This window comes from Pyxidicoccus xibeiensis, from assembly GCF_024198175.1.
Taxonomy (GTDB): Bacteria; Myxococcota; Myxococcia; order Myxococcales; family Myxococcaceae; genus Myxococcus; species Myxococcus xibeiensis.
The window spans coordinates 1829979-1853503 of sequence record NZ_JAJVKV010000001.1 but is presented as its reverse complement, the minus strand read 5'-3'; the positions used below and the strand labels follow the sequence as shown (position 1 = coordinate 1853503).

At 72.1% G+C, this 23525-nt stretch carries 15 protein-coding genes; 9 read left to right on the top strand and 6 right to left on the bottom strand.

Annotated features, from left to right (window positions below):
• The first annotated feature begins 46 nt into the window (after positions 1-46).
• Both LXT23_RS07435 and LXT23_RS07430 read left to right on the top strand, forming a co-directional pair.
• Complete coding sequence (locus tag LXT23_RS07435; protein WP_253979361.1) at positions 47-322, top strand: hypothetical protein; 276 nt, start codon at positions 47-49, stop codon at positions 320-322.
• A 25-nt stretch (positions 323-347) separates the two neighbouring features.
• Complete coding sequence (locus tag LXT23_RS07430; RefSeq protein ID WP_253979360.1) at positions 348-782, top strand: DUF4326 domain-containing protein; 435 nt, start codon at positions 348-350, stop codon at positions 780-782.
• A gap of 1 nt (position 783) precedes the next feature.
• Here LXT23_RS07430 and LXT23_RS07425 read toward each other — a convergent pair whose 3' ends face one another.
• A complete protein-coding gene (locus LXT23_RS07425) occupies positions 784-5817 on the bottom strand; it encodes a C39 family peptidase (protein ID WP_267146678.1) in 5034 nt (1677 codons plus the stop codon).
• Positions 5818-5931: 114 nt separating this feature from the next.
• Between LXT23_RS07425 and LXT23_RS07420 the strand changes: the two genes are divergently transcribed.
• Both LXT23_RS07420 and LXT23_RS07415 read left to right on the top strand, forming a co-directional pair.
• Complete coding sequence (locus LXT23_RS07420) at positions 5932-7605, top strand: sigma 54-interacting transcriptional regulator (RefSeq protein ID WP_253979359.1); 1674 nt, start codon at positions 5932-5934, stop codon at positions 7603-7605.
• Between the two features lie 105 nt (positions 7606-7710).
• Complete coding sequence (locus LXT23_RS07415; protein WP_253979358.1) at positions 7711-8226, top strand: hypothetical protein; 516 nt, start codon at positions 7711-7713, stop codon at positions 8224-8226.
• On the opposite strand, the gene LXT23_RS07410 is transcribed toward LXT23_RS07415, so the two are convergent.
• The gene (locus LXT23_RS07410) at positions 8213-12082 is read right to left on the bottom strand and encodes a serine/threonine-protein kinase (RefSeq protein WP_253979357.1); all 3870 of its coding nucleotides are present in this window, start codon (positions 12080-12082) and stop codon (positions 8213-8215) included. The genes LXT23_RS07415 and LXT23_RS07410 overlap by 14 nt on opposite strands.
• A gap of 143 nt (positions 12083-12225) precedes the next feature.
• Here LXT23_RS07410 and LXT23_RS07405 point away from each other — a divergent pair, with 143 nt between their 5' ends.
• The 5 genes from LXT23_RS07405 to LXT23_RS07385 all read left to right on the top strand — a co-directional run bounded on the left by LXT23_RS07405 (position 12226) and on the right by LXT23_RS07385 (position 20373).
• Positions 12226-12681, top strand: coding sequence for a hypothetical protein (locus LXT23_RS07405; RefSeq protein ID WP_253979356.1), 456 nt, complete (start codon positions 12226-12228; stop codon positions 12679-12681).
• Positions 12682-12685: 4 nt separating this feature from the next.
• Positions 12686-13060, top strand: a complete 375-nt coding sequence (locus LXT23_RS07400; RefSeq protein ID WP_253979355.1) for a DUSAM domain-containing protein — start codon at positions 12686-12688, stop codon at positions 13058-13060.
• 44 nt (positions 13061-13104) lie between these two features.
• Positions 13105-14064 (top strand): ornithine cyclodeaminase family protein, encoded by a 960-nt coding sequence (locus tag LXT23_RS07395; protein ID WP_253979354.1) that lies wholly within the window; start codon positions 13105-13107, stop codon positions 14062-14064.
• Between the two features lie 300 nt (positions 14065-14364).
• On the top strand, positions 14365-17211 hold the full coding sequence (locus tag LXT23_RS07390) for an Ig-like domain-containing protein (protein ID WP_253979353.1): 2847 nt from the start codon (positions 14365-14367) through the stop codon (positions 17209-17211).
• 303 nt (positions 17212-17514) lie between these two features.
• Positions 17515-20373, top strand: coding sequence for an Ig-like domain-containing protein (locus LXT23_RS07385; protein WP_253979547.1), 2859 nt, complete (start codon positions 17515-17517; stop codon positions 20371-20373).
• 15 nt (positions 20374-20388) lie between these two features.
• On the opposite strand, the gene LXT23_RS07380 is transcribed toward LXT23_RS07385, so the two are convergent.
• The 4 genes from LXT23_RS07380 to LXT23_RS07365 form a co-directional block, all read right to left on the bottom strand.
• Entirely contained in the window at positions 20389-20952 is a 564-nt protein-coding gene (locus tag LXT23_RS07380; RefSeq protein ID WP_323378814.1) for an imm11 family protein, read from the bottom strand.
• Between the two features lie 22 nt (positions 20953-20974).
• Positions 20975-22270: an AHH domain-containing protein gene (locus LXT23_RS07375; RefSeq protein WP_456104644.1), complete on the bottom strand. Its 1296-nt coding sequence runs from the start codon at positions 22268-22270 to the stop codon at positions 20975-20977.
• A 123-nt stretch (positions 22271-22393) separates the two neighbouring features.
• Positions 22394-22873 (bottom strand): cupin domain-containing protein, encoded by a 480-nt coding sequence (locus LXT23_RS07370; protein ID WP_253979351.1) that lies wholly within the window; start codon positions 22871-22873, stop codon positions 22394-22396.
• 41 nt (positions 22874-22914) lie between these two features.
• Positions 22915-23406, bottom strand: coding sequence for a hypothetical protein (locus LXT23_RS07365; RefSeq protein WP_253979350.1), 492 nt, complete (start codon positions 23404-23406; stop codon positions 22915-22917).
• Positions 23407-23525 lie beyond the last annotated feature (119 nt).

Genomic DNA, 23525 nt, shown 5'->3' with positions numbered 1-23525 from the left:
GGGCCCGCGACTCCGCGGGCCCCGAGACAAGGCAGGAGTGAGGCACATGAAGGCATGGATGGCCGTGGTGGCGCTGGCGGTGGTTCCCCTCGTCGGCTGTGGTTCCTCGCGCGAGATGAACAAGGCGAAGATCGAGGCGAACACGCTCCGCAAGGACGCGGACACGCTGCGCGCGGAGAACGCCGCCCTGAAGACCAAGGTGAGCGAGCTGGAGGGTGAGCTGGCCCTGGTGTCCAAGGAGCGCGACGAGCTGAAGACCGCCGCCGCCGAGCAGCCCGCCCCCGCGGCCGTTCCCGCCGGTGGCAAGAAGCGCAAGAAGTAGGCTCGGAGCCCTGACGATGTCCGGGATGCGCACCACGGCGGTCCATGTCCACGACGGCTGCGACGTGTATGTGGGCCGCGCCTTCCGCGCCTATGCGAAGCCGAGCCCCATCAACCCGGTGCCCGGCCGCTTCGGCAATCCCTTCAAGCCCGGGGGCGTGCGCACCCCGGGCGCCATGCTGCGCACGTACTTCGCGCCGTGGCTCGCCGCCCTGCCAGAAGACGAGCAGGCCCGCGTCCGTGACGAGGCCCTGCGCCGCATGGGGCCAGACGTGGACCCGTTCGAGTCCTTCCGCTGGTACCTGGAGCTGCGCACCCGGCACGACGCGGACTACCTCGACGCCGTGCGGGGACTGCGCGGCAAGCGGCTCGGCTGCTGGTGCAAGCCCGGCCCCTGCCACGCGGACGTGCTCGCCGCCTGGCTGGACTCCCCGCCCGTGAAGGCGAAGGGCCGCAAGTAGCTCAGCCCCGCAGCCACCACCCCAGCCACGTGCGCCAGCCCACCGCCCGGCGCACCTGCGCCTCGGCCTCGCGGTACGCACGCGAGCCGAGGGCGTGCTCACGGAAGTCCGGCATGGCCAGCCGCGCGCGCACGAGCGCGGTCCGGGCGTCGTCGCCGCCGGACTCGTGCGCGACCCGCACCGCCTGCGCCAGCCGGTGGACGAACCTCAGCAACGGCTGGGTGGGCTCCGGGCCCGCGTCCTCCAGCGCCCTTCGCGCCTGCGCGTCCTCGCCCCGCAGCGCGGTGAAGAAGGCATGCCACACCCGCAGGTGCGTGCGCGTGTGGTCCTCGGGCAGGGCCAGCCCCTGCGCGACCGCCTCCGCCGCATCGTCCTTACGGCCCGTGGAGTACGCCGCCAGGGACACGTTGCTCAGCATCCACGGCTTCAGCTCGGCGGCGCGCTCGCGCCAGTCGCGCTGCCACCGGTGGCCCCAGGCCATGCGCCCCAGCTTCAGCAGCGCATAGCCCACCGCGCCCCAGAGCTCCGTGTGGCGCCGCAGCGTGCCGCGGTGCAGGCGGACGAAGCACCACAGCACGAAGCTCCTCTGCTTCTCGCCCAGGCCCTCCACGTACGCCGTCCAGGCCACCCGGCGCCCGGGCGCCGTCGCCCCGTCCACCGCATTCACCAGCGCGCGCAGCCGCTTCCAGGCGAGCCACGTGGCCCACCGCTCCGCCTTCAGGTGGCCCCACGCGCGGCCCAGCACCTCCGGCGGCTGCTCGAGTCGCTGCATCGCCGCATCCAGCACGCGCTCCACGGCCGCGTCCCAGCCCCGCGCCCGCATGGCCCCCATCGCCGTGTCCAGCGGCCAGGAGCCTTCCGAGAGCACCTCCACCGTCCGCGCCAGGTGGCGCTCCGCCGCGACGGCGTCACCGCGAAGGGCGGCGAGCCGCGCCTCCCGCGCCGTCACCTGGCCCTCCGGGCAGTGGCCCCGGGCCCGCGCCACGGCACGCTCCGCCTCTTCCAGGCGCCCCAGCTCCAGCAGCGTGTCGGAGTAGCGGCAGGCCACATAGGCATTGTCCGGCTCCAGCTCCTGCGCGCGCGCCCAGGCGGCGCAGGAGCCCTTCGCGTCCCCGGCCATCAACCGCGCGTCAGCGAGGCTCCCGTGCGCCGAGGCCAGCTCCGGCCTCAGCCGCACCATCGCCTCCGCCGCGCGCAGGAAGACCGGCGCGTCCTCGGCCTGCTCCGCCCACTCCGACAGGTTGTGCCAGCCCCAGCCGTAGTCCGGCGACTCCTCCAGCAGCGCCTGCATGGCCGCCATCGCCTCGCGGAGCTCTCCCCGCCGGGCACGCACCCACGCCGCGCGGCCGCGCAGGAACAGGGGCGGGCTTCCGCCGTACACCGCGGGCGCGCACGCCTCCAGCGCCGCGTCGTGGCGCCCGGCCAGCGCCAGCATCCGCGCCCGCGTGTCGTGCACGTCCTCCAGGCGCGGCGCCGCCTCCCGCGCGGCGTCCAGCAGCGCCAGCCGCTCCTCCAGCGTGGACTCGCCCTCCGGCTCCAGCAGCTCCGCGAGCCGCCACCGGACCATCGGCGGCGGATTCGGCCGTCCGGCCAGCTCCCGCGCCAGGGCCACCGCGTCCTCGCGCCGGTCCGCCACCTCGGCCCACTCCCCCACGCGCTCCCAGGCCCAGCCATAGGCGGGGTCCAGCCGGAGCGCCTTGAAGAGGCGCTCCAGCGCCTCGTCGCGCTCCCCCGCGCGCCAGCGCAGGTCCGCCACGTAGCCCTGCACCACGGCGTCCAGCGGACACTCGCGGCCGATGCGCTCCAGCACCGCGCGGGCCTCGTCCACCGCGCCCGTGCGCTCCAGCAGGTCCGACAGCTCACACGCCGGCCGCACCCAGCCGGGCCGCAGCCGGCGCGCCGCCTCCAGCGCCTCGCGCTCCGCCGCCAGCTCGCCGCGCGCCCGGTGCACCAGCGCCCGCTCCAGCCACGCCTCTCCCAGCAGCGGGAAGCGCGCGGTGGCGCCCTCCGCCGCCTTCAGCGCCTCGTCCAGGCGCTTGTCCCGCAGCAGGAAGCGCGTCTGCGACACCCACGTCGCCCAGTCCTCCGGGTGGCGCTCGCGCAGCTCCGCCAGGAAGCCCCCCAGCGCCTCGGAGGTGAGCACGCCCCGGGCCACGGACTCGAAGGCGAGCAGCGAGTCCCCCGGAGTCGAGACGCCGCGCAGCACCTCCTGGACGAAGGCGCACGCCTCGCCGCGCGCGGCGGGCGTCGTCGCCAGTCCCAGCAGCGCGACGACGGTGGAGGGCGCCGGGAAGAGCTTCAGCGACTCGCGATACGCGGCCGCCGCCTCCTCCGTGCGCCCCGCCGACTCCAGCACCAGCCCCTGGTAGTGGAAGAAGGCCGCGCTGCGCGGCTCCAGCACCCGCGAGCGCTCCAGCTCCGCCAGCGCCTCCTCGCGGCGGCCCTGCTGGCACAGCACCCAGGCGTGCTCACGCAGGGCCCAGGTGTCCTCGGGGTGGCTCGCCAGCAGCGCCTCCAGCGCGGCCGGCAGCACCGCGGCGTCGTGCTCACGCGCCCACCGCGCGCGCAGGCGCAGCAGGCCCTGGTGGTGCGGGAAGCGCGCGCACGCCGCCTCCAGGTGCGCACCCGCCTCCGGCACGCCCTTCAGCGCGGTGAGCAGCGACACCCGCTCCGAGTGCGCGTCCAGGGCCAGCGGCTCGCGGGCGAGCACCGCCTCCCAGTGGCCGAGCGTCACCTCCAGCGCCCCTCGCGCGGCGGCCACGGCGGCGGCCGCGCGGAACCAGGCACCGTCGCGCACCCGGCCCTCCGCCGCCGCCAGGTGCCGCTCCGCCTCCTCCGTCTGCCCCAGGCCCGCGTGCGCCCGCGCGGCGAAGAGGGACAGCTCTCCGTCCTCGGGACGCAGGGCCCGCGCGCGCTGCAGCACGCCAAAGGCCTCCGGGCCCCGCTCCAGCGCCTCCAGCGCCTGGAAGAGCGTGTTCGCCGGACCGCCGCTGCTCGCGCCGAAGCGGCGGAAGCGGTCGCCCAGGAAGGACAGCGCCCTCGCGGTGTCGCCCGTCTCCCGGGCCGCGTGGAAGTAGTTCCAGGCGTTCGACTCGTCCTTGTCCTCCAGGCACGCCGCGGCCCGGAACAGGCGCAGCGCCTCGTCGCGGCGGAGCTGGGACCAGCGCAGCTGCGCCAGCGTCCGGTAGGTGGGCGCGAAGGCCGGGTTCGAGCGCAGCGTGCGCGTCAGGAGCCGCTCCACCTCGGCCTCCTCGCGCGCGTCGTCCAGCAGCTCGGCCGCCAGCGCGTGCCACGCCATCGGATGGGCCTTGGCGCCCCGCACGCGCTCGCGCAGCAGGCGCACCCGCTCCTCGCGCCGGCCCAGCTCGGCCAGGCAGCCCAGGAACGAGAGCAGCAGGTTGAGGTCGTCCGGGAAGGCGGCGCGCAGTCCCTCCAGCGCGGCCAGCGCGTCCGCGGTGCTGTCGTCGTAGCCCGCCAGCCGGCGCCGCGCCTGCAGCGTGAGCCGGTGGCCGGGCGCGGCGCGCTCCAGGTCCTCCACCACGGCCCTCGCCGCCCCCCGGTCGTTCGCCACCAGCGCGGCCTCCAGCCGGTGGAGCCCGTCGTACAGCTCCGCCTCGGGCAGCTCCACGGCGTCCAGCCGCGCGGCCTCCGCCACGGGCACCAGCGCCATGCCTCGCGGCCCGCACGAGGCGTAGTGCGCCAGCGCGCCTTCCGCGTCGAACTCCACCTGGTAGCGGGTGGACGGGTCCCTCACCAGCAGCGTGCCGCGACGCTCGTCGTAGCCCACCACCGCCTGGAGGTGGGCGCTGCCCGGCTCCTGGGTGGTGAGGGTGAAGGCGATGCCCCGGTCCAGCAGCGCCCGCGCGCTGTCCCACGTGACGCGGAACTCGCGCACGTGCCAGCCGGTGGTGGCCGCCCAGTGGCGCTCCTGGTACGCGGGCGTCCCGTCGTAGCAGATGGCCGCCGCCACCTGGAGGTGCTCCACCGGCACGCCCCACAGCGCCGCCACCGACGTCAGCGTCGCGGGCGCACACGTCTTGTGGTGCTGCTGCACGAAGCGCACGGGCAGCACCACGCGCCGGCCCTCCGGACGCGACTCCAGCCGCTCCGCCACGCGCGCGTGGAAGCCCGAGCCGCTCAGGTGCGACAGGGCCACCGCCAGCTCCAGGTCCCCGCGCAGGTACGCCGTGTCCGCACGCGCCGCGGCGAGCACCGCGAAGGGCGCCTCCTCCAGCTTCGGGCAGAGCGCGAGCGCCCGCTCCAGGTTCGCCCAGGCCGCGTCGTGCTCGCCCAGCTCCTCCTGGAGGCGCGCGAGCTGCAGCGTGACGCTGGCCGACTCCAGCCGCTCCGAGGCCTCGGTCAGCAGCACCAGCGCGTCCGCGTCGCGGCCCAGCAGCGTGCACAGGTTGGCGACGGCCTGCACCGCCGGGCGGTAGAAGGGGCGCAGCGAGAGGGCATACCGGGCCTCTTCGAGCGCTTCCTCGCGCCGGTCCTGCAGCTCCAGGAGGTGAGCGCGCAGCACATGCGCCCAGGAGCGGCCGGGAGTGAGGGCGAGCGCCTCCTGGAGCCAGCGGTCGGCATCCTCGAAGTCACGCAGCCCGGCCAGGGCCTGCGCGCGGGCGAGCAGCAGGTCGCTCCGGATGTCGATGGGAGCGGACTCCAGGTCCACCGGCCCGTCGAGGAAGTCCAGCGTCGCCAGCGGGCCCTTCCGCTGGAGGATGAGCTGCGACTGGTAGTAGCGCACCTCCGCGTCGCGCGGGAACTCACGGAAGGCGCGGACGAACTGGAGGCGGGATGCACGCGGCGCTCCCAGGTGGGACAGCAGCCGCCCCGCGAACAGCCGCCCCTGCAGCCCCGTCCATTGCGCCAGCGGCAGGTGGCGCTCGGCGTGGTGGCACGCCTGGAGGTAGAGCCCCCGCTCATAGAGGCCATGGACCTCCGCGAGCAGCGCGGGCGAGACGGTTGGGGCGAACGAAGTGGGAGCGAGCACGATGGAAGGGGACGCAGTGACGGCCGGCACCTGGGCGGAGAGCATGGCCTGGAGCAGGACGTCTTGGGGAGGAGGGCCTGACAAGGCACCCGGATCATGCCCGGAGCCGGAGTAGACTGGGGCCCCTGGCTCCCTTTGGGTGCATCGCCAGAGGACTCCATGGCCTCCACGCTCGCCGACGTCTCCACCGCCGCCATCCCGAACCGGAGCGGCGGTCCCCAGGGGCCTCGCGCCGTCCCGGCGCTCACCGTCATCTCCCATCCCCTGCCCCGGCGCGTCGGCGAGCGGCTGCTCCTCGACGCCATCACCGCCGGCAGGGAGGTGGCCCTGTCCCGCAACGGCCCGGACTTCACACGCCCCGGCTCCGCGCTGGGCCAGCCCCTGTCCGACCCGTTCCTCAGCCGCAAGCCGCTGCTCTTCGCCCCCGGCTCTATGCCCGGCGGTGTGCGACTGACCAACAGTGACGGAGGCACCCAGGTCCACGTCGCCGGCTCGCTGCTGCAGGGCCCCTGGGAGCTGTCGCGGGAGGAGCTCGCGGATGGAGTCCCGCTGGAGCTGGGCGGCCGCGTGGTGGTGCTGCTGCACCTGGCCGAGTCGGGTGCGGAGACGCCGGGCGCGGACACCCTGGGCATGGTGGGCGAGAGCACCCACCTGCTGCGCCTGCGCCGCCACATCGAGCGGGTGGCGGACCTGGACGTGCCGGTGCTCATCCGCGGCGAGACGGGCACGGGCAAGGAGCGCGTGGCCCAGGCCATCCACCAGCGCAGCCGCCGCCGGGACGAGAAGTTCGTCAGCGTGAACCTGGGCGCCATTCCGAAGGAGCTGGCCGCCGCCGAGCTGTTCGGCACGCACAAGGGCGCGTACACCGGCGCCACGCAGAGCCGCGAGGGCTTCTTCCGCGCGGCCCACGGCGGCACCCTGTTCCTCGACGAGGTGGGCGAGGCCCCGCCCGAGGTGCAGGTGATGCTCCTGCGCGTGCTGGAGACGGGCGAGCTGTACCCCGTGGGCGGCAGCAGCCCCGTCACCGTGGACGTGCGCCTGCTGGCCGCGACGGACGCCAACCTGGAGGAGCAGATTCGCGAGGGCCGCTTCAAGGCCCCGCTGATGCACCGGCTCGCCGGCTACGACCTCCACGTGTCTCCGCTGCGCGAGCGGCGCGAGGACATCGGCCGCCTCTTCCTCCACTTCGCCCGCGAGGAGCTGGAGACGATTGGCGAGGCGCACCGGCTGGACAATGACGACGCGTACGCGGAGCCGTGGCTGCCGGCGCCGCTGGCCGTGCGGCTGGTCCGCTTCTCGTGGCCCGGCAACATCCGCCAGCTGCGCAACCTGGCGCGGCAGCTCGTCATCGGCAGCCGGGGCCAGCCTCGCCTGCTGGTGGACCCACGGCTGGAGCAGGAGCTGGAGGCAGCCGCCGGGAAGATGCCGGGCAGCGCCGCACGCGCCGGCACTCCGGCGGGCACCGCGTCCCCGTTGCCGGAAGCCAAGGCGTCCCCGGGCGGAAGGCCCGCGGAGCCCACGCCCGAGAAGGCGGCGCCGCGCCGGAAGGCGTCACAGCTCACGGAGCAGGAGCTGCTCGCGGCGCTGCGGGAGAACGACTGGGACCTCAAGGCCACGGCGGAGGCGCTCGGCATCGCGCGGCCCTCGCTCTATGACCTCATCGACAAGAGCCCGAACCTGCGCACCGCGGGTGACCTCAGCGCGGAGGAGATCACCCGCTGCTTCGAGGCGTGTGACGGCGACCTGGATGCCATGGTGCGCAAGCTGGAGGTGTCCCGGCGAGCGCTGGGCCGGCGGTTGAAAGAGCTGGGCCTCACGCCTCGGCCGGGCTGAGGCACACGACGAACCCTCCGGTTCGTGAGCACCCGACTTTCGCGCCCGTCCCACGACGGGCCCTGTAGGCTGGCGGCCTCATTTCCGAACCCGGAGGTCTCTCACATGCACAAGGGATACATCGCAGTGGCGCTCGTGGCCGTGACCTGGGGGAGCGCCTGCGCGTCGCGGTCCAAGGGCGCGGAGGCCGGCGAGCCGGGGGCCGTCACCACCATGGAGGCCGAGGGAAGCACCGCGAAGCCCATGCTGGACTGCTCCAGCGAGGTGAAGCTGCAGGTGGACGCGGAGGGCTCGCACAAGTCCTTCAAGAAGCCGGCCCCGTGGACGCTCTGCAGCACCGGCACGCTCAAGGTGACCAACACGCTGGCGACTCCCGTCTGTGTCGTCATCACCGACAGCAGCGGCGGCACGTATGCGACGCACAGCCTGGCTGCGTCGACTGGCGAGTGGACGCCCCCCTCCCTCTCCCAGGGGGACTACACGGTGGGCGTCTGCAACCAGAAGGAGGGGGCCGACTGCTCGCAGGGGTGCAAGAACCTGACGGACTCCGCCTCGGCGGCTGGAGAGCCCGGCATGGGCGACACCATCAAGGGCAACCTGGTCGTCGTCACCTCGGGGTAGTGCCCGCCAGCCTCGCCTGCTCACGCGCCCACGTGTGCCGCAGGTGCGCGTTGTCCGCCAGCGCCCGGGTCAGCTCCTCGCGGGCCTGGGTGCGCTGCTGCTGCTTGTGTCCTGATGCGTTGGTGCCCGGCAGCTCCGCCAGCGCGAGCAGCAGGCCGCCGCGCACGGCCCGCGCCTCCGCCCAGGCGGCTCGGGCCGCCAGCGCCGCGTCCGCCAGCGCCAGTCCCCGCTCCAGCACCGGCGTGGCGTCCCTTCCCGCCTGCCGCCGCCAGTCGCCCCACCCGAGCTGGAAGCGGGCGAAGGCCACGCGGTGCTCCGGACGCGCGGGCTCCAGGTCCACCGCCTTCTGGAAGGACAGGGCCGCCGCGTCGAAGTCCTCGTCGCGAGCCCGCCCCTTCGCCGCCCGCCAGCGTGCGTCCAGCGCCAGCGTCTCGCCCTGCAGCAGCCACGCCTGGGCCAGCCCCGGGTTGAGCGCGAGCGCGCGGCGCAGCGCCTCCGTGGACTGCTTCAGCGCCGGGCCCGCGTCCCTTCCCTGCTCCAGCGCGAAGGCGGCCTCCACGCGGTACACCGCGCCCAGCCACGTCCTCGGCTGCGGCAGGTCCGGCAGCAGCGCCACCGCCTGCTGGAGCACCGCCTCCGCCGCGCGCACGGCCGGCAGCGGTGACTCTCCGCGCGCCAGCAGCGAGGCCGCGTGCCAGGCGTGCACCTCGCCCGCGTTGTTGTGGGCGAAGCCCTGCGCGGGCGCGACCTCGATGGCTCGCGCGAAGGCCTCCTGCGCCTGGAGCAGCAGCGGCTCCGGCGCCGCTCCCCGGTCCCAGGCCTCCTTCGCCTGCTCGAAGAGGATGGTGCCCACGCCGTTGTGCAGCGGCGGCAGCTTCGGGCTGATGGCGGCGCCCTTGCGATAGGCCTCCAGCGCGCGGGCGAGCTCCGGCCGCGCATCCCCTCCCGAGTCCCGCAGTCGCCGGGCCCGCGCCTCGTGCACCTCGCCCGCGTAGAACCACGAAGACACGAGCCCCGGGTTGAGGGTGCATGCCCGCTCCATCGCGTCCGCCGCCCGGGTGAGGTCGCCGTCGGCATCCGGTGCGCGCGGATGCGAGGCCCGCGCGACGTACGCCTGCCCCAGGTTCGTCCACGCCTCGGCGCGACGCGCGTCCAGCTCCACGGCGGTGCGGAAGGCGTCGACGCCCCGGTCCCTGTGCGGCAGCGCGTCTCCTCCCACGCTGTCCTCGTGGTCCGCCCACACCTTGTAGACGAGGCCCAGGTTGATGTGGAAGTCGAAGTCCCGGCCCTCGGCGGGGATGCGCTCGAAGGTGGCGGCGGCGTCGCGCAGCAGCTCGCTCGCGTCCTGGCCCTTCTCCTGGCGCAGGATGGCGCGCTGCCACGACACCAGCGCCAGCTCCGTCAGCGAGCGAGGTTCCGAGGGCGCGAGCGCGACGGCCTCCTTCGCCGACGCCTGCGCCGCATCCAGCAGCGGCTCCACCTCACCGCCCTGCCGGGCGCGGTGCTCGGCGAGGCGACGGTGCAGCGCGGCCTCCAGCACATGGGCCTGGGTGTCGTCGCGCGCGGCCGTGAGCGCACGCTTCACCGCCTCCACGCCCCGGGAGTACGGAGGCAGCACTTCGCCCTTCCCGTACACCTCCATGATGAGCGCCTCGTACTCGAGCCGCGTCAGCGCCCGGTGTACCGCGGGCACGCTGCGGCCGATGCTGGCGGCCTCGGCGTAGGCCCGGCGGCCGGCGTCGAAGTCCGCGGTCGCGCCTTCGCGGTCCCCGGAGCTCCAGCGCCGCACGGCGCGCGCCAGGTGGATGTCTCCGCGCAGTTGGGGCGCCTCGTGGAACCAGGGCAGCCGAGCGCCGAGCGCATCCAGCTTCGCGAGCGCCTCGTCGGGCCGGTCCTCGTGGAAGGCGAGCAGCGCCGCGACGTACTCGGGGGCGGGCACCTCCGCGCCCTCACTGCGGCGCAGGAAGTCCAGGGCCGGGTCCCGGTAGCGCTCCGACACCTCGCGCAGCCGGGTCTCGCGCGCCTTCGCGTCGCGCAGCCGCTCCGCTTCCAGGCGGCGCTCCTGGTAGAGGTGGCCGAGCACCAGGGCCAGCGCATAGGCGACGCGGGGCTCCTGGTAGCCCTGCTTCCATGCGGTCTCCAGGTGCTCGCGGGCCTTCGCCTCGTCCCCCAGCGCGAGGAAGCCACGGCCCAGGGCGTAGTGCCCCGGCCCCTCGGCGAGGGAGCCCGCGTTGCGCATGGCGGACTCGATGTCGCGCATCCTCGCGCGCAGGGCCTCGCGGTCCGCGCGCGTGTCGTGCAGGGGCGCGGTGCCGGAGTAGCGGGCCTGGGCCTCGAGGCGCTCCACGCCTTCCGTGAAGCGGCGGGCCAGCGTCTCGCGCTGCGTGACTTCGCGGCGGGCCAGGACGGCCTGCCCCAGCGCGAGCGCCACCACGAGCGACACCGCCGAGACGACGGCCACGACGCGGCGGTGCTTCCGCAGCCAGCGGGTCGCGCGGTAGCCGGGGCCAGGGCGCGCGAGCACGGGCGCTCCGTCGAGGAAGCGGCCCAGGTCGTCGGCGAGTTCGCGCGCCGAGCCATAACGGGCGGAGCGGTCCTTCTCCAGACACTTGAGGGTGATGGCCTCCACGTCCGCGGGGATGTCGCGGTCCACCGCGCGCGGCGGCCGTGGCTCCACGGTGGCGATGTTGCTGAGCACCTCCAATCCGTTGTCACCGGGGATAGGGGATTGGCCGGTGAGCAGCGCGTAGAGCGTGGCGCCGAGGCTGTAGACGTCGGCGCGGCGGTCCAGCCGCGTCACCTCGCCCCGGGCCTGCTCGGGGGACATGTAGTGCGGCGTGCCGAGCACCGTGCCGGTGGCGGTGACGCCCTCCTTCCAGTCGCGGGCGAGGCCGAAGTCCATGACATAGGGACGGAGGGCACCTTCGGCGGTGCGCTCCACCAGCACGTTGGAGGGCTTGATGTCCCGGTGGACGAGCCCCGCGCGGTGGGCAGCGTGGACGCCCTCGGCGGCTTCGCGCAGGAGCATGACCTTCTGCTCGACGGTGAGCTCGCCCGCGAGCGCGTTGAGGGGCCGGCCGTCCACGTACTGCATGGCGATGTAGACCTTCCCCTGGACCTCGCCGACCTCGTACACGCGGCACACGCGCTCGTGGTCGACGCGGGCCTGGGCGCGGGCCTCGGAGACGAAGCGGCGGGCGAGCTCGGGGTCGTCGTCACGGACGAACTTGAGCGCCACGTCGCGGCGCAGCCGGGGGTCCCACGCGAGGAACACGCGCCCCATGCCGCCCTGCCCGAGGAAGCGCCTGGGCTGGTAGCGGTCCCAGCTCGCTATCGGGAAGGCGGGCTCGTCGGGGCGGGAGGGAGGCGCGGAGTCCTGCTCGCGGCCCGTGGGCGATTCGGGAGAGACGGCGGCCGTGCCTGGCTGGAGTGTGTCGTCCGAGCGGGGAGCGGCAGACCGCTCGGGAGGGGCGGCGGCGCCGGGCGTGAGTGGGGCTTCGGAGCGTGGCGCCGGGGGGCCGTCGGCGGGGGGGGCGGAAGGAACGTTCCTTCCAGCCGAGGGCGCGAAGTCCGGCCCCTGCCCCACGGCACGCGCCGCGGGCTGCCCGGAAGGAACGTTCATTCCAGGCGCGAGCGTGCAGTCCGAGCCGGCCATGGGTGCCTCAACCCTCTCGGCCGAGGCCTCCCGACGAAGCAGGAGGAAGGTGTCCTCGGAGAGGCGTCCCTGCTCCCGAAGCAACTCCAGCGGAGATCGCCCCAGGCGCATGACCCGAGCGCGCAGGTCCTCCACTTCTTCCCGAGAGACCAGACCCTCCGCGAGCGCATGGCGCAGCTCGGCTTCGTATCGCTCGCTCACGGCAGGATGCTCCTCGTCTCCATGCCGGCGGAGTCAGCGGCTGGCATGTCGGATCTTCAAAGCGGAAGCGTACCGGAGCGCCTCGGGCCCGTCGAAGGGGCGAGCCGGCTCGGCCCCCCGGTGGTCTGTTAGCCTCCCGTGGCATGAGAACCGTGGAGCACCCACCGCGCGCGCTCTACCTCTTCCTGCTGGCGGGGATGCTGGGAGCGGGCTGTGCCTCGGGGCCTCCCTATGCGTCCAAGTCACTGGCCGTGGACTGCAGGCCTGGAGACTCCTCGGTGGTCTGTTGCATCAAGAAGTACCCCGCAACAGCCGCGCAGAGCTGCGCGGCCACCGCCACAGAAGTGGCCGAAGTCCTCAACGGCCTCCGGGTGCTCAACGAGGTCGCCGATGCAGCGGATGAGGAGTTGGACGAGGAGAGCATCGACGACTTCATCAACAACGCCGACCTTCCCGAGTGGAAGCAGGAGTGCATCCGGCTCTACGTGAACTGCAAGAACGAGGGCTGGACCGGGAGCTGCTACGACTGCATCCGTTACTGTGAGGGGCAGCACGACTGGCCTTTCCGGACGTGCAGCCCCCGAAAGAAGCGGGAGTAGCGAGATGGACCTGGAAGAAGGCGATTGGCACACGATACGGATGCTGGAGAGTCAGGTCCAACGAGGTGAGGTACTGGAGCTCACGCCCGACGTGCGCGAACTCCTCCTCCGCACTGCCCCCACGGTCGCCATCAACGAAGCTGACGTGGACCTCTCCAGCGTCGACAGTGCCACCGCGCTGCTTCATGTCATCCGGCGTCGCATCTCGGATGGCTCACACCGGCTGGCTGCTGCCCTGAACCGGATGTACCGCCTTCGTGACGCGGGCCGCCTGGACGAAGCACGGCAACAGCTGCGCGACCTGCTCGCCGTCGAGGTCGTCCCCCTCTACCGGGACATCGCGGAGGGTGAGATAGAGAAGCTGAACAGGCGTGGGTAGCAGTCCCTGGGACGAGCCCCCACTGAGCGCTATATAGCGCCGCCATGCCCACCCTCATTCTCACCGCGAAGGACCTGCGCGGCCTGTACACCGTCCAGCTCGGCCTCGAAGCCGTCGAGCGCGCCTTCCTCGCCCACGGCCGTGGCGAGGCGCTCATGCCTCCCAAGGTCTACCTGTCCCTCCCCAAGTACGAAGGCGACTTCCGCGCCATGCCCGCCTTCCTCGACGGCGCCGCCGGCGTGAAGTGGGTCAACGCCCATCCCCGCAACCCCGAGAAGCACGGCCTGCCCACCGTCCGCGCCCTCTACATCCTCAGCGACCCGGACACCGCGTCCCCCCTCGCCATCCTCGACGGTACCCTCCTCACCGCCTGGCGCACCGGCGCCGCCGGGGGTGTCGCGTCCAAGTTCCTCGCGAAGAAGGCACCGCGCACCCTCGGCCTCGTCGGCTGCGGCGTGCAGGCCCGCGTCCTCATCGACGCCCACCGCGCCATCTTCGGCGAGCTGGAGCTGCTCCTCGCCGACGCCTCCGAGGCCGCCGCCAAGGCCCTCCAGGCGGAGAAGGGCGGCCGCGTCGTCAGCCTCCAGGAGGCCTCCGGCGCCGACATCGTCTGCACCTCCACGCCCGTGCGCGCCCCCGTGGTGAAGCGCGAGTGGATAAAGCCCGGTGCCCACATCAACGCCATGGGCGCCGACGCCCCCGGCAAGCAGGAGCTGGACCCGCGCATCCTCACCGAGGGCCGCGTCTTCATCGACGACACCGAGCAGGCCCTCCACTCCGGCGAGGTCAACGTCCCCCTGCACGACGGACTCCTCAAGGCGGAGCAGATCGCCGGCAACCTGGGCGAGGTCCTCGCCGGCAAGAAGCCCGGCCGCACCGGAGACGAAATCACCGTCTTCGACTCCACCGGCCTCGCCCTCCAGGACGTGGCCCTGGCCCGCGCCCTCTACGACGTGGCCCTCGCCCGCGGCGTCGGCCAGTCGCTCGACATCGTCGGAGGCTGAGCTCCCTCCACACGGACGCGCAATGCCTGTCACAGACAGGTAGCGGAAAACCGAGGGTGCCCCCAAACCCACGAGCATCCAGGGAAGTGTCCGAAAGCCGACTACTGGACACTTCCAGTCTGTCTGGAGTATTCCATTCATTAGCGCTGTCCGTGGGGGAATCCTTTCCATTCGCATGACTGTCCCCGTGGGCTGGAGGCCGCCGCTCCAGCCGCGAGGGCCGTCCTGCGTCCGAAGGCTCCCCGAAGGTCCGGCGCGCGGCGTCAATCCCTGACGCCGGCCGTACCTCCTTGGAGAGTCATGTTCCCCCATCCCCTCCGGCAGCCCGCGCGGCGCCGCCATGCCCTCCTCGGGCTGGTGGCGCTGGCGATGTCTGTCCTTGCCATTCCCGCTTCCGCCCAGACGCAGACCAACACCCAGGCCACCCAGCGCGCCATCAACTTCCTCAGCGCGGACGTGGCCCACTGGACCACGGAGAACAACTGCGTGGCCTGCCACCGCCAGGGCGCCGTGGTGTACGGCATGGCGAACGCCCGGGCCAACGGCTACGACATGAACTTCGTCGCGGCCAACGGGCGCACCAACCTCCAGAACCTGGAGTTCCTCGCCCAGCGCATCCGGGTGGACCAGCAAGCCAACGGCTCGTGGCTGCACACCGGCAACGCCTTCCGCAACGAGAAGACGTCCTTCTCCACCTTCGGCCTGGCCGGGTATGACCAGAACGTCTCCACGCAGTACAGCGCGTCGCTCGTCTCCGCCGCGAGCTGGGCGCTGACCACGCAGGAGGCCGGTGGCCGGTGGCCGTCGGACCACGCCCTCTTCCCGGTGGATTACGGCAGCGTGCCCACCACCGCGCGCATCATGACGGGCATTGCCCAGGCGAAGCAGCGCGTGGACCCGGCCCGCGCCGCCCAGTACCAGGCCGCGCTGGACCGCGCCGCCACCTACCTGCGCAACAACCTCAACAACGCCGACACTTCCGCTCCGGGCAACGGCATGCCCTACACCTTCCAGGTGGCGTGGGCCATCGTGGGCCTGAAGGCCGCGGGCCCCGGGCCGAACAACGAGAACACCGCCGCCATCAACACCCTGGCGGACCGGCTCAGCACGCGCACCTCGCCCGGCAGCCCCGGCTGGGGCAACTCCGCCAACGAGGCGGCCAATGACTTCGCCACCGGCAGCGCCATCTATGGCCTGTGCCTTGCCGGCCGCGAGCCCGCCACGGACCCGCGCCTGCGCACTGCGATTGAGTGGATGAAGACGCGCCAGTCCGCCGACGGCAGCTGGCGCACCGGCGCCGCCACCTTCGACATCCCCACCACCTTCGCGGCCCTGGGCCTGTCCTGCTTCGGCGACTTCAGCGTGCGGGTGACTGTCGTCGGCTCCCACCGGCAGGAGCTGCTCATCGACCACGCCGCGCCGCAGACGGCCACCTTCACCTTCACCGTGCGAAACCACGGCTACCAGGCGGACACGTACACGCTGAGCACCCAGGGCGGCCTGCCCGGGTGGACGTCCTCGGTGAGCCAGCCCACCCTGTTCCTCGCCTCCGGAGCGGAGGCGAACGTCACCGTCACCATCACCGCGCCACCGGGCCTGTACCCGGCGCTCACCTCGGAGTTCACGCTCATCGCCGCCTCGGTCGGCGCCCCGGGCGTGTCGGGCTCCGCGCGCGTCAACGCGTACACCCCGCCCCTGCCCCCCGTGACGGGCCGCCCCACCGTCACCGCCATCCAGACGCCCGCCGCCAACGCCAGCGTCACCATTGGCCAGGGCATCACGCTGTCCGCGCGCGTGACGGACGCCGGCGCCCCCGTCAGGGGTCCGGGCCGCGGCGTCGTCACGTTCTACGTCGCGGGCGTGCCTGTGGGCGCGGACGCGGACGCGGATGCGGACGGCCTTTACTCCACCCCGTGGATGCCGGCCGTGGACAGCTGGACGGTGACGGGCCCGCAGGACTACCGCGCGGTGTACTCCGGCGTGGAGCTGTTGCCGCCCCTGGCCAACCTGCTGGGCAGCACCGACTCGCGCACGCTCAACATCCTCGCCTTCCCGCACACCACGCCGCTGGTCACCATCGGCAACCCGCCGGCCTTCACCCGTGAGACGTCCCTGGAAATCTGGGGCTACGCCACGCCGCGCGCCCCCGGCGCCGTCGTCACCTACGCGGCCTTCATCGTCAACGGCGGTGCGCCCATCGTCCTCACGCCCGGCAACGGCGGCCTCGTCTTCACCACCGTCACCCTGGAGGAAGGGCCCAACATCATCCAGCTGACCGCGCGGGACAGCTTCGGCGGCATCACCACGAAGCAGGTCAACCTCACAGTGGACCGCGTGGCCCCCATCCTCACCATCCAGTCGCCCGCCGAGGGCGCGGCCCTGGGCACGCCGGTGGTGACGGTGACGTCGTCGGTGCAGGACCAGACGCCGGTGCGCGTGGAGACGCAGTGGGCGAACGTGTCGCTGCTGGAGTTCGGCAACGGCACCGTCAGCCACAACGTGCCGCTGAGCTATGGCAACCAGGGCATCATGGTGCGCGCCACGGACAGCGCGGGCAACGTCACCGAGAAGGGCGTCGTCGTGTGGGTGGACTCGGGCGCGCCGGTGCTCAGCACCAACTTCGCGGAGGGTCAGCTCTTCGGGCCCATGCCGGACCACACCTTCGGCTACGCCATCAACGTGCAGACGGTCTCCGCCTCCACCGTGCGCGTCAACGGCGGCCCGGCCTTCACGCTGCCCCGGGGCGGCGGTCAAATCCAGACGACGGCCACGCTGGTGCCGGGCGTCAACACGCTCAACATCTCCGTGACGAGCGAGACGGGCATCACCAGCACGCTCGTGCGCCGGGTGAACTACGACACGCAGGCGCCCGTCGCCACGCTGCTCGCCCCCACCGCGGGCAGCACCGTCAGCGGCGTCATCACCCTGCGCGCCCGCGTCACCGACAACTACGGGCCGGTGACGAACGTGGGCTTCAGCCGAGACAGGTCCGGCATCCGCGCCGGCACCCAGCAGGCGGACGGCACCTGGACGGCGGAGCTCGACACCCGCGAGCTGTTCGACGGCGCGCACACCGTCGACCTGTGGATGAATGACGGCGTCGGGAACTTCACCATCCAGAGCTTCAACTTCTTCGTCGACAACTGACCCCGCCGGACGCATGACGGGACGCCGCGGCCGGAACATGGGCTCGCGGCGCCCCGTAACACCGCGAAGGCCGAGTTAAAGACGTACAACCGGAACACGCGGTGTGTCAGCACCAAAGCCTGACATGACAGTGTCATCCGGGCCTCGCTCGGGTGCGGATGGACCCGTGGCGCGGAGAGAGAGGGTTCAAACCCGAGCAGGCAGGCGTTCTTGTGAGGAGCTGGGTTTTGCTCTCACCCGTACCCTCGACGGTATCCTTTCCTCGCAGGCGCTCCGGCCTTCGGCGGTGCCTTCCGCGTGTCCATGCCCATCCGCTCTGGTGTTCGTCTCCCGTCCCGCTCCACGCCCGCGTCCGGCTGGGTCTTTGGCATTGCACTGCTCGCGCTGTGGTTCACCCCGTCCGCGCGCGCGGCCACCAACGCGGAGGCCGCGCAGCGGGCCATCAACTTCCTCAGCGCGGACGCGGCGAACTGGAACGTGCGCTTCGGCTGCACGTCGTGTCACCGGCACGGCGCGGCGGTGTTCGGCCTCGCCACCGCGCGCACCACCGGCTACGACCTGGACGCGCTCACGTACAACGGGCGCACCAACCGGCAGAACCTGGAGTTCGTCACCGAGCGCATCCAGTCCGAGCAGCGCGCCGACGGCTCGTGGATTCACGAGGGCCACTGGTACCCGATGTCCAAGACGAGCTACTCCGCCTTCGGGCTGGCGGGCTACGACGCGAACATGGGCACGCGCTTCTCCGAGCCGCTGGTGCGCGCCGCGGACTGGGCCGTGAGCCAGCAGGAGGCCACCGGCCGCTGGCTGGAGGACTTCCCCTTCTACCCGGTGGGCTACGGCAACGTGGCCATCACCGCGCGGCTGATGACGGCCATCTCCCAGGCGAAGCAGCGCGTGGACCCGGCGAAGGGCGCGCAGTACCAGGCCGCGCTGGACAGGGCCGCCGCCTACGTGCGCGCGCACATGAATGACTTGACGGACGGGGCCCAGGCGGATGGCCAGCGCTACACGCACCAGACGGCGTGGGCCATCGTCGGGCTCAAGGCCGCGGGGCCCGGGGACAACGGCGTGAACACCGCCGCCCTGGGCACGCTGGCCACGAAGCTGCTCGCCACGCGCGCGCTCGGGGACGCGCCCGGTTGGGGGACGCTCGCGGGCGAGCCCGCCGACGAGTTCGCCACCGGCCTCTCGCTGTACGCGCTGTGCCTGGCGGGACGGAAGCCCGGCGCGGACGGGCGCATGTCCGGGGCGCTCGACTGGCTGAAGTCACGGCAGGCGGCGGATGGAAGCTGGGGCGTGGGCACGCGCTACCCGGACATCCCCACCACCTTCGCCGCCATGGGGCTGGCGTGCTTCGGCGACTTCAGCGTGGGCGTCTCGGTGAACGGCGCGGCGCGCAGGCCGCTCGAGCATGACCTGCCCAATCCCCAGACGGCCACGTACGTGCTCACCGTGCGCAACCACGGGTACAAGACGGACGAGTACTCGCTGAGCACGCAGGGCGGGCTGCCCGGGTGGACGGCGACGCTGGACAGGACGACGCTGGAGCTGGGCCCGGACGAGTCCACCACGGTGCTGCTCACCATCACCGCGCCCCCGGGGCTGGCGGCCTCGCTGTCGTCGGACGTCATGGTGGTGGCGGCTTCGGACGGGGCGGCGGGAGTGAAGGGCGCCACGAAGGCCTCCACGTACACGACGCCCCCCGCGCCCACCGAGGGCCTGCCCACCACGACGGCGCTGCTGTCACCCGGAAGTGGCCCGCTCACGGTGGCGCTGGCCAACACGCTGTCCGCGCGCGTGGTGGATGACCGGGGCTGGCAGGCACGAGGCCCTGGCATGGGCGTCATCACCTTCAGCGTCGCGGGCGTCACGGTGGGGGCGGACAACGACGCGGATGGGGACGGGGTGTATTCGATTGTCTGGAGGCCTCGCGCGGCGACGTGGGACGACCTGGGGCTCCAGGATTTGCGCGCGGTGTACTCGGGGGTGACGCTCCAGCCGGAGCGGGACAACCGCCTGGGGAGCACGGCGTCGCAGGAGGTGGAGGTGCTTCCGTCGCCCTACCCCGCGCCGTCGGTGACGCTGTGCGGGCTGCCAGACTTCACCGGAGCGACGTCGCTGACGGCGTGCGGCTTCACGACGCCGCTGGCCGTGGGGACCTCCATCGAGTCCGCGGCCTTCATCATCCACGGCGAGACGTACCCCGTGGTGCCGGACGTGAATGGCGGCCTGGTGATGGCCTCGCTGCCGCTGCGGGACGGGCCCAACGTGGTGCGGCTGGTGGCCACGGACACGCTCGGCGGGCTGTCCAGCGACGAGGCGACGGTGATGGTGGACAACACCGCGCCCGAGGTGACGCTGCTGTCGCCAGCCAACGGCAAGGCGCTGAGCGTGTACAGCGTGGACGTCCAGGTGGTGGTGCGCGACTGGTCGCCGGTGCGGGTGGAGACGAACTGGGTGCACGTCACGCAGGTGCCCGCGGGCGGCGGCACGGTGACGCACACGGTGTGGCTGAACCCGGGGCAGAACGCGATTCTGGTGCGGGTGACGGACGCGGCGGGCCACGCCACGGAGCAGGTGGTAAATGTCTGGGTGGATGCCCAGGCGCCGTTTGTGGGCACGGGGCTGCCGGACGGGTGGCTGATGGGGCCGCAGCCGGGGGACACGCTGTGGTACGGCATCGGCGTGTACTCGGCGTCTTCGACGCAGGTGGTGGTGTCGTCGAGCGGGACGTACTCGCTGCCGCGCGGCGGCGGCGCGGTGAATGCGCAGCTGCACCTGGTGCCCGGCGTCAACACGTTCACGATTGATGTGACGAGCGAGACGGGGCTGACGACGTCGCTGACGCGCACGGTGCGGTACGACAACTCGGCGCCGGAGGCGGAGCTGGTGATTCCGACGCCCGGTGGGACGTACAGCGGGCCCATCGTGCTCACGGCGCGGGTGACGGACACGGTGGGCGGCGTGCGCGGGGTGGCCTTCACCCGCGATGGCTCGGGGATTCGAGCGGCGACGCTGCAGCCGGACGGGACGTGGACCGCGGAGCTCGACACGCGCGAGCTGGTGGACGGGGCGCACACGGTGGAGGTGTGGATGGATGATTGGGCGGGGAACTTCGTCATCCGGACGTTCCACTTCAACACGCGCAACCGGCCGTAGCCGTGCGGCCCGGGGTCAGACCTCTTCGAACTTCGTGCCGGTGATGGCCGCGTCCTCCATGGCCTGCTTGAGGTCCTCCGAGACGATGAGGGCCACGGACCAGCCCCACGGGCGGAAGATGCGGGCATCGCCCACCTTCGTCGGGTCGATGCGCATGCCGATGACGGAGCGATACTGACCTTCTTTATCGGGCCGTTCATCCTCCGGCTTCCAGTACTGCACCTCCTCACAGCGAGCATCATCGATGCAGCGGAGGGTCCGCAGCGTGTTGAGGATGAAGTAGGGCCCCTCGTGCCCTTCGACCTCCACCGGGATGAACTGGACCTCCGAGATGCCAAGACGCTCGAACAACTGGACGACGCGCTCGTGGACGACTGGCGTCGCAAAGGAGTCCAGGGTGAACTCGAGCACCTGCCCCGCAGGCTTCACGGGAAAGCGAATCGTGTCCTGCAGCTCGATTCTTCTGCTCTCAAAGAACTGCCAGGAATGGACTTCCTGTCCTTGCTCATCCCGGGGTGACCTCAGGTGCCAACGCCGTCGGATGCGCATGTCATCCGTCAGTTTGAAGTACCGATTCATGAGCATTTTCCTTGAGGCACTATCACTTCGTGACGAGCCGGTGCAGCAGGGAACCGCCGGTACAGATTTCGCTCGCCAGCTTCTTCAACTCCGTCAACAGGCGGGGGCGACAGTCCGCCCGGGGGCGACAATCTCCGAGTGCAGATCGCACCCGCTCAAATACTGCCTCGTGGTACCGCTCCGGATGCGGCCCCTGATGTCCCTTCAGGTAGACAAGGTTTACTGGGTCATCCAGCCCCACCCCAGCCCTTCCAAAAAGCTCTTCGAAGCGTGGCGTCCACGGCCCTCCTCTCACCTCAGCCGTATCGTTCTTGTTCGTGGCGATGTGGTGCCACTGGTGGTCGTCCTTCTTCACCGAGCCGTCCGTGCACGCGCTCCCCGCCCCTCCTGACGCGGAGCCCGTCGCCGTCCCCACTGCCACACCGCTGACCACCAGCGAACCGTCCGCCACCATCTGCGCCGTCGTCGCGCTCTGCCACGTCAGCCCGCCGGGCACCGCGTACCGCGAGGGTTTGAGAAGCGACCAGCCTCCGCCCTCCGGCACCTTCGGCAGCGTCTTCCCAACACCAAAGGTCGCCACCAGCACCACGACTCGCAGCGCTGTGCCTCCCAGCGCCCGCCCGAAGCGCTCCGCCACTGCCTCCAACTCCTCCACCGTCCTCGCCGCTTCCGCATCCTTGTACAGCTGGTAGCAGGCCACTCCCAGGTTGCGCAGCTCCAGCAGCCCCACCGCAATCGCCAGCCTCACCGTCAGCGCCGCCGCGAAGGCCTTGCTGAAGACGGGTTCCGGCAACGCCCATGCCGCCAGGTACACCGTCACCGACAGCGCCACGCTGGCCAGGAAGGCCGGTGAGCTGAACAGCTCCTCCGCCGCGTCACGTATGCCCGGCGCCATGTAGCGCGTCGACCGGCGCAGCACGAGGAACAACCGACTCTGCTCCACCGAGTCCGGCAGCGGCAGCCGTGAGGGCCCGTACCGCGCGAGGAACTCCTGTCGAAGCTGGAGCTCCCACGGGGCCGGTGTGCCCCCGCCGCCCGCGAGCGCACGCTGGACACGCGGCGGGGTGGCCTCGCGCAGAGCCTGGTGGAAGCCGGCGAGCACCGCTCGGGCTTCCTCTGCACTCAGCTTCCCCAGCGCAGGGCTGACCTCCAACGGCGGGAAGGTGAGTCGTACCCGCTCTCCTGACAGCTGCGTCGTCCGCACCTCCTCGGGACGGGCCCTCTCCGAATGGCCGTCAGGTGACGTAGCGCACGAGGAAGCCAGCACGCAGCAGCAGACCAGGGCCAGGCGCAACACCACCAGGAGAGCGGTCCTCATGCGTGGGCAGCTTGCAGGACTCTCCGCTCATCTGCACTTCGGCTTCCGTCCACCAGCAGCACATGCACAGCGTCTCGGAAACTTTCGAGCACAGCCCTCCATTCAGTGCATCGCCTGCCCCGCCTACCCAGCGGCCTTCGCCAACTGACGCATCCGCTCCGCATGCTCCGGGTACTGCGCCACCAGCGACTCAGCGGACGGCATCTCCCAGTCCGAGAAGTCAAAGCCGGGCGACACCGTGCAGCCCACCAGCGTGAACTCTCCCCGAGGCACCGCCGCCTGCAGCACGCCCGCGTGCACCACCACCTGCGGCTGCTCGCCCTTCGTCACCTCCCGCCCGAGCACCACCGTCTCCAGCCGCCCGTCACTGCCCACCAGGAGCAGCTCCAGCGGGTGCCCGTCGTAGAAGTGCCACACCTCGTCCGACGTCACCCGGTGCCACGCCGCGAACGAGCCTCGCGGCAGCAGGTAGTAGATGGCCGTGCCCGCCGAGCGCACGCCTCGCGGCGTCTCCACCGACAGCGCCGCGCGGTACGTCTCCTTGTAGAAGCCACCCTCGGGATGGGGCACCAGGCCCAGCCTGCGCACGAGCTCATCGACCATGGGCACAGAGTCTACGCGCCGCCGGCAGCCGGTCGAGCCGCCTACTCCGGCAGCGGCGTGGCGACGTAGTCCGTGCCGTTGCTCGCATGACAGCCATGGCACGTCCCATGGGCACGGCCGTAGTAGTTGTCGTCGTAGTCCGGCCCGAAGCCCTCGTAGAAAATCCAGGTGTCCTTGCCCGCGCCATCGGCCACCTTCACGTCGAGCGCATGGCCGCGCGACGTCTTCCCATCCGACTCGTACAGCTCCTTCACCGTGATGCTGCCTCGCGGGTGGGTCGCATTGCCCGCCCGCATCGACTCCACCAGCACGTCGTTGAAGAACACGCGGACCTTGGAGCCATGCGAGTTCACCGAGTCGCGCGGTGCGGGCTCGGCCAACCAGCTCTTGTAGCGCCCCTCCCGCACGAAGGCGGTGATGCCGGCCTCGGACGTGTCCAGGTCCCCCACCAGGCCTACCTGCTCGTCCACGGAGGATGACGGACCACAGGCGGCCAGCAGCAGCACGGCAAGGAAGACGGCGGGCAGTCGCATGGATGAGGTCTCGTGACACGGAGGAGGCCCCCCGAACGGGGCAGAGCCTGTTACGCCGCGAGCAGGCCCCCGGTTACTCAACGCAGCCCTTCCCGGCCCCGTCCACCCCGCCGCCCCCA